Origin of the sequence: Streptomyces sp. YGL11-2 (genome assembly GCF_050054615.1) — a bacterium.
Classification (GTDB): Bacteria; Actinomycetota; Actinomycetes; order Streptomycetales; family Streptomycetaceae; genus Streptomyces.
In genome coordinates this window covers 198453-211445 of record NZ_JBNHIN010000005.1, presented here as the reverse complement: position 1 = coordinate 211445, position 12993 = coordinate 198453, and the positions used below count along the sequence as shown (strand labels likewise).

Sequence of the window (12993 nt, the reverse complement as noted above, 5' to 3'; positions counted from 1 at the left end):
GCCGTACGTGCTCACAGAGACCACGCTCGCGCTGCGGAAGGTGTGCGAACGCCGAAAAGCTCTCGCCGCTGCCGTGCTGTTCGGCGAGGACTACCCCTACGCCTTCGAAGGGTCGCACTCCGCCGCTATCGCCGAGGGGAGCGTCGCATGACCCGGGAAGGCATAATCGACCCGGTGCCGGACGTGCGCGTCGCACTGTGCATCCGATGCCACAATCTCACCGACGCCCCGGTTGCAGTCCGCTGGATTCAGAGCGCCAGCGGGCCAGGGACCACGCTCTACGCCTGTCCAGACTGCGCCACCTCGCTCGGTGCGGGACCAACCCCGGATGACGTGATCCGGTAGCACAGACACATGCAATGAGCCCCGTTCGGCCATGAGTCGGGCGGGGCTTCGCTTATCTGCCTTTGGACCGGCGTGGTAGGCACTGTTGATCACGAACGCGCTCACGTAGTAGGGGAGAACATGAAGCGCACAACCACGGCCGTACTCGCTGCGGCAATGGCCATCACGGCACTGTCCGCATGCGACGCCGACGGCCCGAACACGAAAACGCCCAAAAGCGCGCCGGCAACCACGGCACCTACCACAGAAAGCACCCCAAGCGGCAAGGATGCGACCGCGCCAAAGGATGGCGCCGCGCTGTCTCCGAACGCTGAACAGACCCCAAAGCTCATGTCTGCGCTCAAGGCTGTGAACTCAGCCTTTGGGGACAACGAGAAGTGGGCGCTCACTGCGTCAAGGACCATCTGTGCGGATATCCGGGCGGGGCAGGCTGACTCCGACGTGCAGGAGGACGCGAAGATCCGGTTCACGGGCAACACGCCTGGCACCGTGCCGACCGTGACGGACAACCAGGCGGCGCGCATCGTCACGGCTGTTAAGTCGTCGTTCTGCAAGTAAGCATGCAGCGACCCCGTTCGGCCATGAGCCGGGCGGGGCATTTTGCGTCCTTGAGCGCCCGGACGCTGACGGCTCTAGATAGACTCTGTATAGAGGGGGTTGGCGGTGTCGAAGCCCGCGTAGTCGCTGACGATCTTGTGGGCCGGGATGCCGTGCCGCACCAGATAGCCGCGCATCGCGTCCGGTTCGTCGTAGTCGTGCCGGCTGTTGTCGCCGGTGACCAGGATCGCGCGGACCGTGCCGCGGTCGTAGAGCCGCACGGCGGCGTCCAGCCGGTGGGCGAGATACGGGGACGGCTCGCCGTTCCACAGGCCGGCGCCGAAGACCACGGCCACGGGGGCGGCGGGCGCCGCCGCGACGGTGCGGACGCGCGGGCCCGCGGTGGCGTTGAGCCAGGTCGCGGGCGCCAGGGCGAGCACCGTCAGCACCACGACCGCCTGGAACGCGCGGCGCTGCGCGCGCCGGGTCCGCGGTATCCGAGGGCGTGGCAGCCACCGCGGTATCCGCACGCCGCGCACCGCCCGGATGCCCAGCATCCGTACGCGCCGTATACAGCCCGGCAGTCCGGCCCGCCGCCTCCGCATTCCCGCCCCTGTCCACAGCCTGCCGCCCGTGGGCGATGTCGCAGGCTGCGACGTACGGCGGGCCGGCGCGGTTGCGGTCGGGGGACGATGGCGTCACAGATCACAGGCCACAGGGCATGGGAATGTGGCCGGGACGCCGTTCGCCGACAGGGGAGAGGACCGCCGCCGATGACCATCGAGGATGAGCGCCTGCCGTTCTTCGTCTACGGGACGCTGCGCCCCGGCGAGGCCAACCACGCCCGGTTCCTGCGCGGCCGGACCGCCTCCGAGGAACCGGCCCGGATCGGCGGCGCGCTGCTCTACGAGGGCCCCGGGTACCCGTACGCCGTCGCCGGGCCCGCCGACGCGGTGGTGCACGGCGCGCTGGTGTGGCCGCGCGCCGCCGACTACGAGGACGTGCGCACCGCGCTGGACCGGCTGGAGGGCTTCACCCCCGGCGCCGAGGGGAGCGGCCGCAACCTCTACGAGCGGGTGGCCACCGAGGCGGTCCGCGCGGACGGTGGCACCGTACGGGCCTGGGTCTACCTGGTGGCCGGGCCGCCGGCCGCCCGGCTGCGGGCCACCGGGACGCCGGTCGCGGGCGGCGACTGGACCGGGCGCCGCGGACACCGCGCGGGAAACCCCGGATAACCTGGACGACTCCTCCCGTACCGCGGAACCGGTGCTTCCGGTACCCCGGAACGGGCCTCCCGTAGAGCAGTACAAGCGCAGAACAGGTGTGACCCGCGTGCCTTCCCACTCCCCGAGTGCCCCCGCCCACCGCCCCCTTCCCAAGGCCGAACTGCATCTCCACATCGAGGGCACCCTGGAGCCCGGGCTGGCCTTCGCGCTCGCCGAGCGCAACGGCGTCACGCTGCCGTACGCCACCGAGGACGACCTCCGCAGCGCCTACTCCTTCACCGACCTCCAGTCCTTCCTGAACCTCTACTACGCGCTGATGGCGGTCCTGCGCACCGAGGACGACTTCGCCGACCTGGCCGACGCCTACCTGGCGCGCGCCAGGGAGCAGGGCGTCCGGCACGCCGAAATCTTCTTCGACCCGCAGGCGCACACCGCCCGCGGCGTCTCCATCGGGACGGTCGTCCGCGGGCTGTCCCGCGCCCTGGACGCCGCGCCGCACAACCACGGCATCACCACCCGGCTGATCATGTGCTTCCTGCGCGACGAGAGCGCCGACTCGGCCCTGGAGACCTTCGAGGCGGCCCGCCCGTACTTCGACCGGATCACCGCCGTCGGCCTGGACTCGGCCGAGGTCGGCCACCCGCCGTCGAAGTTCCGGGAGGTCTACGAGCTGGCGCGGCAGGCCGGGCTCAAGTGCGTGGCCCACGCGGGGGAGGAGGGGCCGGCCTCGTACGTGTGGGAAGCGCTGGACATCCTCGGCGTGGACCGGATCGACCACGGGGTGCGCTCCCTTGAGGACGAGCGGCTGGTGGCCCGGCTGGTGGCCGACCGCGTCCCGCTGACCGTCTGCCCGCTCTCCAACGTCCGGCTGCGGGTCATCGACGACCTCGCCGACCACCCGCTGCCCGCCATGCTGGACGCCGGGCTCCTGGTGACCGTCAACTCCGACGACCCGGCCTACTTCGGCGGCTACGCGGACGACAACTTCACCGCCGTACGGGACGCCCTCGGGCTGGATGACGCGACGCTGCGGACGCTGGCCCGCAACTCCTTCCTGGCCTCCTTCCTCGACGACGGGACGCGGGCGGCGTACCTGAAGGAACTCGACGCGTTCTGACGGATCTTCAGGGTTGCTTCACGGTTGCCGGGGCGGGGTCACGCCGGCTGCACCCGCTCTATCCGCACCGCGCACACCTTGAACTCCGGCATCCGGGACACCGGGTCGAGCGCCGGGTTGGTCAGGGAGTTGGCCCGGCCCTCGCCCGCCCAGTGGAACGGCATGAACACCGTGTCCGGGCGGATCGCCCCGCTCACCCGGGCCGGCGCGACCGCCCGGCCGCGCCGGGAGACCACCGCCACCGGCTCGCCGTCCGCGACGCCGAGCCGCTCCGCCAGCTGCGGATGGAGCTGGACGTACGGGCCGGGCTCGGCGGCGTTCAGCTCGGCCACCCGGCGGGTCTGCGCACCCGACTGGTACTGGGCCAGCACCCGCCCCGTGGTCAGCACCACCGGGTACGCCGCGTCGGTCTCCTCGGCCGCCGGGCGGTGCGCCACCGGGACGAACCGGGCCCGGCCGTCGGGCGTCGCGAACCGGTCGAGGAAGAGGCGCGGGGTCCCGGGGTGCGGGAACCGCGCCGCCGCCGCAGGGTCTGCCGCCGCGGAGTCCGCTGCCGCTGAGTCCGCCGGCTCCCCGCCGCCGGGCGCCCCGTCGGCCGCCGGTTCGCCGTCACCCGCGGACCCCGGCCCGGCCGGGCACGGCCAGAACACCCCGTCCTCCGCCGCGATCCGCCCGTAGGTGATCCCCGAGTAGTCCGCCGGACCGCCCGCCGACGCGCGCCGCAGCTCGTCGAAGACCTCCTCCGGGTCGCTCGGAAAGCCCTTGGCGTGCCCCAGCCGCGCCGCGAGCCCGCCGAGCACCTCCAGGTCCGTACGCACCCCGGGCGGCGGGGCCACGGCGCGGCGGCGCAGCAGCACCCGGCCCTCCAGGTTGGTCGTGGTGCCGGTCTCCTCCGCCCACTGGGCCACCGGCAGCACCACATCGGCCAGTTGGGCCGTCTCGGACAGCACCACGTCCGCCACCGCCAGGAAGTCCAGCGACCGGATCCGCCCCTCCACATGGGCGGCGCGCGGCGCGGAGACGACCGGGTTGGAGCCCATCAGGAGCAGCGCCCGGATGTCCCCGCCCAGCGCCTCCAGCAGCTCGTACGCGCTGCGGCCCGGCCCCGGGAGCGACTCCGCCTCGACGCCCCACACCCGCGCCACATGGCGCCGCGCCGCCGGGTCGTCCAGCTTGCGGTAGCCGGGCAACTGGTCGGCCTTCTGGCCGTGTTCGCGTCCCCCCTGGCCGTTGCCCTGGCCGGTCAGGCAGCCGTATCCGGACAGCTCCCGGCCCGCCCGCCCGGTCGCCAGGCACAGGTTGATCCACGCCCCCACGGTGTCGGTGCCCTTCGCCTGCTGCTCGGGACCGCGCGCCGTCAGCACCATCGAGGACGGGGCGTCGCAGAACATCCGGACCGCCTCGCGGAGTTGGGGCACCGGTATGCCCGTGATCCGTTCCACCATCTCCGGCCAGTGCGCCATCGCGGCGGCCCGCGCCTCCGGCCAGCCGCTGGTGCGCTCCGCGATGAACTCCTCGTCCGTACGGCCCTGGGCCACCACCAGGTGCAGCAGCCCCAGCGCCAACGCCAGATCCGTGCCCGGCCGGGGCGCGAGATGCAGATCGGCCTGCTCGGCGGTGCGGGTGCGGCGCGGGTCGACGACGATCAGCCGGCCGCCGTTCTCCTTCAGCTCGGTCAGATAGCGCAGCGCCGGCGGCATCGTCTCGGCCAGGTTGGAACCGACCAGGATCACGCACCCGGTGCGCGCCACATCGGCCAGCGGGAACGGCAGCCCGCGGTCCAGCCCGAACGCCCGGCCGTGCGCCGCCGCGGCCGACGACATGCAGAACCGGCCATTGTAGTCGATCTGCGACGTGCCCAGCACCACCCGCGCGAACTTGCCCAGCGTGTACGCCTTCTCGTTCGTCAGCCCGCCGCCGCCGAACACCCCGACCGCGTCCCTCCCGTAGGCCGCACCGGTCCGCCGCAGCCCGTCCGCGACCCGGTCCAGCGCCTCGTCCCAGCCGGCCGGCACCAGCTCCCCGGTGGCGGCGTCCCGCACCAGGGGAGAGGACAGCCGCGCGCCCGGGGTGAGGAGCTCGGGGGCGGTACGGCCTTTGCCGCACAGGGCGCCCCGGTTCACCGGGAAGGCGGTCCGCTCGACGACCTCCACGGCGGGTCCGGCCGGCCGGCCGACGGGCCGCAGACCCATGCCGCATTGGAGAGCGCAGTACGGGCAGTGGGTCTCAACGGTCGCGGCGTCCATGCAGCACAGCGTGGTACGGGCCTGTTACGGACACGGATCGGCTCTGTTTCGGGCGGGCGGCGGAGACCTCCTACAGGGCGGGCGGCTGGCTGAGAACCGACGGAACACGGAGTTCCCACCCGGGAAACGGAACCGCAACGAGCGGTTGCCAGGCTCGGCCCATGACGGCGCCGACACCCCACCACCCCGTTCCGGACCCGTACGACCCCGCCACCCCGCCCGCCGCCCCCGTGGGCGCGGCCGAACTCGCGTCCGCGATCACCGACCAGCTCAGCAGCCGGCTCGGCACCGTCCGGCTGCACGGCTACCGGCGCCCCACCGGGACCCGCCCCGGGCCCGAGGCCGCCGCGCCCACCTTCGTGGCCGTGGCCCACGGCAGCCGCCACCCCCAGGCCGCCCCCACCGTCCGGGCCCTCCTCGCCCGGGTTCGCGCCCTCCGCCCCGGCCTGCCCGTACGCCTCGGCCACATCGAACTGGACCGGCCGCTGCTCGCCGACACCCTCGCCGGGCTGCGCGGCGAGGTCGTGCTCGTGCCGCTGCTCCTCACCCGCGGCCACCACGTCACCCACGACCTGCCGGCCGCACTCGCCGCCGCCGACCACCTCACCGGCCGGATCGCCGCACCCCTGGGCCCGCACCCCCTCCTCGCCGAGGCGCTGCACGGCCGCCTCCTCGAAGCCGGCCTGCCCGCCCGCCCCCGGGCCCGCAGCGCGGTCGTGCTGGCCGCCGCCGGCTCCCGCGCGCCCCGCTCCGCCGAGGACACCGCCCGCACCGCCGAGCTGCTCTCCGCCCGCCTCGGCGGCCTCCCCGTCCTCCCCGCCTATGCCTCCGCCGCCGCCCCCACCGTCCCCGAGGCGATACGGACGCTCACCGCCCGCGGCCACGACCCGCGCCGGATAGCCGTCGCCGCCTGCTTCACCGCCCCCGGCCGGTTCGCCGACCAGTGCGCGGCGGCCGCCCCCGGGCCCGCCGCCGCCCCCCTGGGCGACCACACCGCGCTGGCCCGGCTCGTCCTGCACCGTTACGACCAGGCGCTCAGCGCGCGTACCGGATCCGGCACCGAGAGCATCAGGGCGGCTACCGTCGCTGTATGACGGGCACATCACCGGCCACCCCGCCGCCCCCGGAAGCGGGCCCGGCTCCGCACACGACACCGCACTCGGCAACACCCGGTTACACCGCGGCCGACACCGAACGCTGGGTCCCCGAACCGGACAAACGCCCCGGGCGCACCGCCTTCCAGCGCGACCGCGCCCGGGTCCTGCACTCCGCCGCGCTGCGTCGGCTCGCCGGCAAGACCCAGGTCGTCACCCCCGGCACCCACACCCATGCCTGGGACGCCAGCCCCCGCACCCGGCTGACCCACTCCCTGGAGTGCGCCCAGGTCGGCCGCGAACTGGGCGCCGCCCTCGGTTGCGACCCGGACCTGGTCGAGACCGCCTGCCTGGCGCACGACCTCGGCCACCCGCCCTTCGGCCACAACGGCGAACAGGCCCTCAACGAGGTCGCCGCGCCCTGCGGCGGCTTCGAGGGCAACGCCCAGTCGCTGCGGCTGCTGGCCCGCCTGGAGCCCAAGCGGTTCGTGCCCGCCGCGGACGGCCACCCGGTCAGCGTCGGCCTCAACCTCACCCGCGCCGCCCTCGACGCCGCCACCAAGTACCCCTGGCCGCGCGGCGGGCACCCCGAAGGACCCGACTCCCCGAAGTTCGGCGTCTACGAGGACGACCTGCCGGTCTACGCCTGGTTCCGGGCGGGCGCCCCGCCCGCCGCCCGCAGCTTCGAGGCGCAGGTCATGGACTGGTCCGACGACGTCGCGTACTCGGTGCACGACGTCGAGGACGGGCTGCACGCCGGGCACCTCGACCCCAACGTGCTGCTCGCCGACGCCGAACGCGCCGAGATCTTCGCGGTGGCCGCCGAACGCTACGCCCCCGGCGCCGGCGAGGCGGAACTGGCCGCCGCCCTGGACCGCCTCCTCGACCAGGAGTGGTGGCCGCACGGCTACGACGGCACGGCCCTCGCCCAGGCCCGTCTCAAGGACGCCACCAGCCAGCTGATCGGCCGGTTCTGCCAGGCCGCCGAGGGCGCGACCCGGGCGCGATGGGGGTACCCCCGGAGCCGTCCGGACTCTGGGGGAGGGACAGGGCGGCTCACCCGCTACGCGGCGGAGCTGGTGGTTCCGGCCGAAACGCGGCTGGAATGCGCCGTTCTCAAAGCGGTCGCCGACCGGTACGTCATACAGCGCCCCGACCAGGAAGCCCTCCGGGCCGACCAGCGCGTGGTCATCGCCGAACTCGCCGAGACACTGCTGGCCCGCGCCCCGGACGGCCTTGACCCGCAGTTCCGTTCGCTGTTCGCCGCGGCGGCCGACGACACCGCCCGGATGCGTGCCGTCATCGACCAGATCGCGGCCCTCACGGACGCCTCCGCGCGCTCTCTTCACGCCCGCCTCACGCGTCCCCCTGGTAACGGTTGGGGCAACCCAGGGTGACCCTAGGGGGGCAGCCCCTCTTCCCCCCTCACGCTCCGTGCGGGACGCTCGTCCACGACGATTCGCACGGGGCAGCGCACACGAACGAACCGAACAACGGGGGCACGCACCACGGGGAGCACCAACGGGGGGCACCAACGGGGGCGTTTACGGACGCGGACGCGGACGTACGGCACCGCAACGAGGAGGAAGCAAGTGGTCGACGCACACCAGACGTTCGTCATCGTCGGGGGTGGCCTGGCCGGAGCGAAGGCCGCGGAGACTCTCCGCGCAGAGGGGTTCACCGGCCGGGTGATCCTCATCTGCGACGAGCGCGACCACCCCTACGAGCGGCCCCCGCTCTCCAAGGGGTACCTGCTCGGCAAGGACGAGCGGGACAGCGTGTTCATCCATGAACCCGCCTTCTACGCACAAGCCGACATCGAACTCCACCTGGGCCAGCCCGCCGTCCACTTGGACCCCGCGGCCAAGACCGTACGCCTGGGCGACGGCACCTTCATCGCCTACGACAAACTGCTGCTGGCCACCGGCGCCGAACCGCGCCGCCTCGCCATCCCCGGCACCGGACTCGCCGGCGTGCACCACCTGCGGCGCCTCGCGCACGCCGAACGGCTGCGCGGCGTGCTGGCCTCCCTGGGCCGCGACAACGGCCACCTGGTCATCGCCGGCGCCGGCTGGATCGGCCTCGAAGTCGCCGCCGCCGCCCGCTCCTACGGCGCCGAGGTCACCATCGTCGCGCCCCATCCGACCCCGCTGCACGGCATCCTCGGGCCCGAACTCGGCGCGCTCTTCGCCGACCTGCACCGCGACCACGGCGTCCGCTTCCACTTCGGCGCCCGCCTCACCGAAATCGTCGGCCACGACGGCATGGTGCTCGCCGTCCGCACCGACGACGGCGAGGAGCACCCCGCCCACGACGTGCTCGCCGCCATCGGCGCCGCCCCGCGCACCGCCCTCGCCGAACAGGCCGGCCTCGACGTCGTCGACCGCGCCGACGGCGGCGGCATCGCCGTCGACGCCGCGCTGCGCACCTCCGACCCGTACATCTACGCCGCCGGCGACGTCGCCGCCGCCGACCACCCGCTGCTCGACACCCGGCTGCGCGTCGAGCACTGGGCCAACGCCCTCAACGGCGGCCCCGCCGCGGCCCGCGCCATGCTCGGCCAGGACGTCAGCTACGACCGCATCCCGTACTTCTTCTCCGACCAGTACGACGTCGGCATGGAGTACTCCGGCTACGCCCCGCCCGGCTCGTACGACCAGGTCCTGTGCCGCGGCGACGTCGGCAAGCGGGAGTTCATCGCCTTCTGGCTCAGCGAGGGACGCCTGCTGGCCGGCATGAACGTCAACGTGTGGGACGTCACCGGCACCGTCCAGCAACTGATCCGCTCCGGCGCCGAGTTGGACCCCGACAAGCTGCAGGACCCGTCCGTTCCCCTGGAATCGCTCCTCCCGTAGCGCGCCGGGACGCCCCGTGGGCCCACGGGGCCCCTGCGCCCCGCGGGCCCGCCGGCGGCGCCCGTCCCGGCGGACGCGGCACCGGCGCCCCGGCCGTCCCCCCGACGACGTCCGGGACGCCGCCCGGGACGCCGCCCGGCGGCCGGCGGGCGTGACGCTCCCCACACCCGCGCCGGGCTCCCGCCCCCCGTGCCCCCGCGCCCCGGCGCCCCCGGCGTCGGGGCGCCCCGGCCCCCCACCCGGCCCGCCCGGCGTTGTCCGACCTCCACCGTAGAATTCACGCGTGGCAGGCAGGATCAACGATGACGATGTGAAGGCGGTACGGGACGCGGTCCCGATCGACGCCGTCGTGTCCGAGTACCTCCAGCTCCGCAACGCCGGCGGCGGCAATCTCAAGGGCCTGTGCCCCTTCCACGACGAGAAGTCCCCGTCGTTCCACGTGAGCCCGGCCAAGGGGCTCTACCACTGCTTCGGCTGCCAGGAGGGCGGCGACACCGTCGACTTCGTCATGAAGATCGACCACCTCTCCTTCGCCGAGACCATCGAGCGCCTCGCCTCCCAGGCCGGCATCACCCTCCGGTACGAGGAGGGCGGCTACACCCCCGGCCGCCAGCAGGGCGAGCGCACCCGCCTCGTGGAGGCCCACAAGGCCGCCGCCCAGTTCTACGTGGAGCAGCTGGACTCCCCCGAGGCCGAGATCGCCCGGAAGTTCCTCGCCGAGCGCGGCTTCGACCAGGCCGCCGCCCAGCACTTCGGCGTCGGCTACAGCCCCGCAGGCTGGGACCACCTCACCCGCTTCCTGCGCGGGCGCGGCTTCAGCGACCAGGAGCTGGTCCTCTCCGGCATCTCCCAGGAGGGCCGCCGCGGCCCCATCGACCGCTTCCGCGGCCGTCTGATGTGGCCCATCCGCGACATCGCCGGCGAGGTCGTCGGCTTCGGCGCCCGCAAGCTCCGCGAGGACGACAACGGCCCGAAGTACCTGAACACCCCCGAGACCCCCCTCTACCGCAAGTCCCAGGTCCTGTACGGCATCGACCTCGCCAAGAAGGAGATCGCCAAGACCAGCCGCGCGGTGGTCGTCGAGGGCTACACCGACGTCATGGCCTGCCATCTGGCCGGCATCACCACCGCCCTCGCCACCTGCGGCACCGCCTTCGGCGAGGGCCACATCAAGATCCTCCGCCGCCTGCTCATGGACAACTCCGGCTCCGAGGTCGTCTTCACCTTCGACGGCGACGCCGCCGGCCAGAAGGCCGCCCTGCGCGCCTTCGAGGACGACCAGAAGTTCGCCGCCGAGACCTCCATCGCGATCACCCCCGGCGGCATGGACCCCTGCGACCTGCGGCTCGCCAAGGGCGACCAGGCGGTCGCCGACCTCGTCGAGTCCCGCACCCCGCTCTTCGAGTTCGCGCTGCGCCACGTCGTCTCCCGGCACAACCTGGACACCACCGTGGGCCGGGCCGCCGCGCTGGACGAGGCGGCCCCCATCGTGGCCAACATCAAGAACAGCTCCATCCAGCACGAATCCGCCGTCCAGCTGGCCGGCATGCTCGGCATCCTGGACACCCAGTTCGTCGTCCGCCGGGTCGGCCAGCTCGCCCGCTGGGCCCGCGAGCGCGGGCGCGACGGAGGCCCCGGTCAGGGCCGCCCGCAGCGCCCCGGCACGGCCCCGGCCCCCGCCCCGCAGCGCCCCGCGCCCGGCACCGGCGGCCCCGCCCTCAACCTCCGCAGCCCCGCCCACCGCGTCGAGCGGGAACTGCTCAAGCTCGCCCTCCAGCGCCCCGACCTGGTCTCCCCGGCCTTCGACGCATACGGCACCGACGAGTTCACCGCGCCGCCGTACGCCGTGGTCCGCCAGTGCATCGAGGACGCCGGCGGAGCCGCGGCCGGCGCCGCCGACAGCGGCTATGTGCCCCGGGTCCGCGAGGCGGCGCCCGACGACACGGTCCGCGCCATGGTCACCGAGCTGGCCGTGGAGCCGCTGCACACCCGCCGCGAGCCCGACGAGGCGTACGCCGGCGTCCAGTTGGTCGCCGTCCGCCTCGCCGCGGTCAACCAGCGGGTCACCGAGATCCGCGGCACCCTCCAGCGCCTGGGCCCGCGCGCCGACCCCGAGCACCTGGCCGCCGTCCAGAACGAGCTGTGGGTCCTCCAGCAGTACGGCCAGGCCCTCCGCGAGCGCGGCTACGGAGCCTTGTAGCACCGCCGCCCGGCCACCCCCAGCACCTCCCGGTAGCCATCCGGTCACGGACCGGACTCAAAAAGTGCCCGCACGCCCCTCGTGGCGGGAGTGTGTCGTACTCCACACTGAGGAACGGTGCCTGAGTCCTCGGAGCGCGGCACACCCGGTCGTACGCACCCCGGTACGGGCCGCGAGTGCGCCGCGCAGCCGTTCGTGACGTACGGGACGGACGGCGGCTCGGCCGCGACCGTTCCCGGGCTTTCTGCCGCCCCAGACGCGATCACCCTGGAGGTCGCCCCCGTGCAGACCCAGACCCTCCCCGACGCACCGGCCGCCGGCACACCGGCCACCCCCGCCCCCGCCGATCTGCCGACCGGGCAGGTCACGGTCCCGCAGCAGCCCGAACCCCCGGCCGCCGAGATGGTCCTGGAGGAGATCACCCCCGAACCGCCGCCCCGCCCCGGGACCGTCAGCCCGTCCTCCGACCTCTTCCGCCAGTACCTCCGCGAGATCGGCCGGATCCCGCTGCTCACCGCCGCCGAGGAGGTCGAGCTCGCCCGCCGCGTCGAGGCCGGCCTGTTCGCCGAGGAGAAGCTCACCGGCACCCCCGACCTGGACTCCCAACTCGCCTACGACCTCGACAAGTTGGTGGTCCTGGGCCGGATGGCCAAGCGCCGCCTCATCGAGGCCAACCTCCGCCTCGTGGTCTCCGTCGCCAAACGCTACGTCGGCCGCGGGCTGACCATGCTCGACCTCGTCCAGGAGGGAAACCTCGGACTGATCCGCGCCGTCGAGAAGTTCGACTACGCCCGCGGCTACAAGTTCTCCACCTACGCGACCTGGTGGATCCGCCAGGCCATGTCCCGCGCCCTCGCCGACCAGGCCCGCACCATCCGCGTCCCCGTCCATGTCGTCGAGCTGATCAACCGCGTCGTACGGGTCCAGCGCCGGATGCTCCAGGAGCACGGCTGCGAACCGACCCCCGAGGAGGTCGCCGCCAGCCTCGACCTCACCGAGGAACGCGTCAGCGAGGTGCTGCGGCTCGCCCAGGAACCGGTCTCCCTGCACGCCCCCGTGGGCGAGGAGGAGGACGTCGCCCTCGGCGACCTCATCGAGGACGGCGACGCCGCCTCGCCCGTCGAGTCCGCCGCGTTCCTGCTGCTCCGCGAGCACCTCGACGCGGTCCTCTCCACCCTCGGCGAACGCGAGCGCAAGGTCGTCCAGCTCCGCTACGGCCTGGCCGACGGCCGCCCCCGGACCCTGGAGGAGATCGGCCGGATCTTCGGCGTCACCCGCGAGCGGATACGGCAGATCGAGTCCAAGACCCTCAACAAACTCCGCGACCACGCCTTCGCCGACCAGCTCCGCGGCTATCTCGACTGAGCCGCGGA

At 73.7% G+C, this 12993-nt stretch carries 10 protein-coding genes and 1 pseudogene; 9 read left to right on the top strand and 2 right to left on the bottom strand.

What is annotated here, in order from left to right:
* The first annotated feature begins 7 nt into the window (after positions 1–7).
* The gene (locus ACO1BR_RS08700) at positions 8–151 is read left to right on the top strand and encodes a hypothetical protein (RefSeq protein WP_426794444.1); all 144 of its coding nucleotides are present in this window, start codon (positions 8–10) and stop codon (positions 149–151) included.
* A 314-nt stretch (positions 152–465) separates the two neighbouring features.
* Complete coding sequence (locus tag ACO1BR_RS08695; protein WP_426794443.1) at positions 466–903, top strand: hypothetical protein; 438 nt, start codon at positions 466–468, stop codon at positions 901–903.
* Positions 904–1007: 104 nt separating this feature from the next.
* Here ACO1BR_RS08695 and ACO1BR_RS08690 read toward each other — a convergent pair.
* Positions 1008–1439: pseudogene (locus ACO1BR_RS08690) on the bottom strand (SanA/YdcF family protein); the annotation flags it as partial.
* Between the two features lie 216 nt (positions 1440–1655).
* Here ACO1BR_RS08690 and ACO1BR_RS08685 point away from each other — a divergent pair.
* Together ACO1BR_RS08685 and ACO1BR_RS08680 are read left to right on the top strand one after the other, a co-directional pair.
* On the top strand, positions 1656–2117 hold the full coding sequence (locus ACO1BR_RS08685; RefSeq protein ID WP_426794442.1) for a gamma-glutamylcyclotransferase family protein: 462 nt from the start codon (positions 1656–1658) through the stop codon (positions 2115–2117).
* Positions 2118–2214: 97 nt separating this feature from the next.
* Positions 2215–3225 (top strand): adenosine deaminase, encoded by a 1011-nt coding sequence (locus ACO1BR_RS08680; RefSeq protein ID WP_426794441.1) that lies wholly within the window; start codon positions 2215–2217, stop codon positions 3223–3225.
* 38 nt (positions 3226–3263) lie between these two features.
* Here ACO1BR_RS08680 and ACO1BR_RS08675 read toward each other — a convergent pair whose 3' ends face one another.
* Entirely contained in the window at positions 3264–5471 is a 2208-nt protein-coding gene (locus ACO1BR_RS08675) for a molybdopterin oxidoreductase family protein (RefSeq protein WP_426794440.1), read from the bottom strand.
* Between the two features lie 161 nt (positions 5472–5632).
* Here ACO1BR_RS08675 and ACO1BR_RS08670 point away from each other — a divergent pair, with 161 nt between their 5' ends.
* The 5 genes from ACO1BR_RS08670 to ACO1BR_RS08650 all read left to right on the top strand — a co-directional run bounded on the left by ACO1BR_RS08670 (position 5633) and on the right by ACO1BR_RS08650 (position 12985).
* The gene (locus ACO1BR_RS08670; RefSeq protein ID WP_426794439.1) at positions 5633–6565 is read left to right on the top strand and encodes a sirohydrochlorin chelatase; all 933 of its coding nucleotides are present in this window, start codon (positions 5633–5635) and stop codon (positions 6563–6565) included.
* Positions 6562–7962 (top strand): deoxyguanosinetriphosphate triphosphohydrolase, encoded by a 1401-nt coding sequence (locus tag ACO1BR_RS08665; protein WP_426794438.1) that lies wholly within the window; start codon positions 6562–6564, stop codon positions 7960–7962. The genes ACO1BR_RS08670 and ACO1BR_RS08665 overlap by 4 nt, the downstream gene beginning before the upstream one ends.
* A 195-nt stretch (positions 7963–8157) precedes the next feature.
* Positions 8158–9420: an NAD(P)/FAD-dependent oxidoreductase gene (locus tag ACO1BR_RS08660; protein WP_426794437.1), complete on the top strand. Its 1263-nt coding sequence runs from the start codon at positions 8158–8160 to the stop codon at positions 9418–9420.
* Positions 9421–9703: 283 nt separating this feature from the next.
* Positions 9704–11620: a DNA primase gene (gene dnaG / locus ACO1BR_RS08655; RefSeq protein ID WP_426794436.1), complete on the top strand. Its 1917-nt coding sequence runs from the start codon at positions 9704–9706 to the stop codon at positions 11618–11620.
* A gap of 117 nt (positions 11621–11737) precedes the next feature.
* Complete coding sequence (locus tag ACO1BR_RS08650; RefSeq protein WP_426794435.1) at positions 11738–12985, top strand: sigma-70 family RNA polymerase sigma factor; 1248 nt, start codon at positions 11738–11740, stop codon at positions 12983–12985.
* Positions 12986–12993 lie beyond the last annotated feature (8 nt).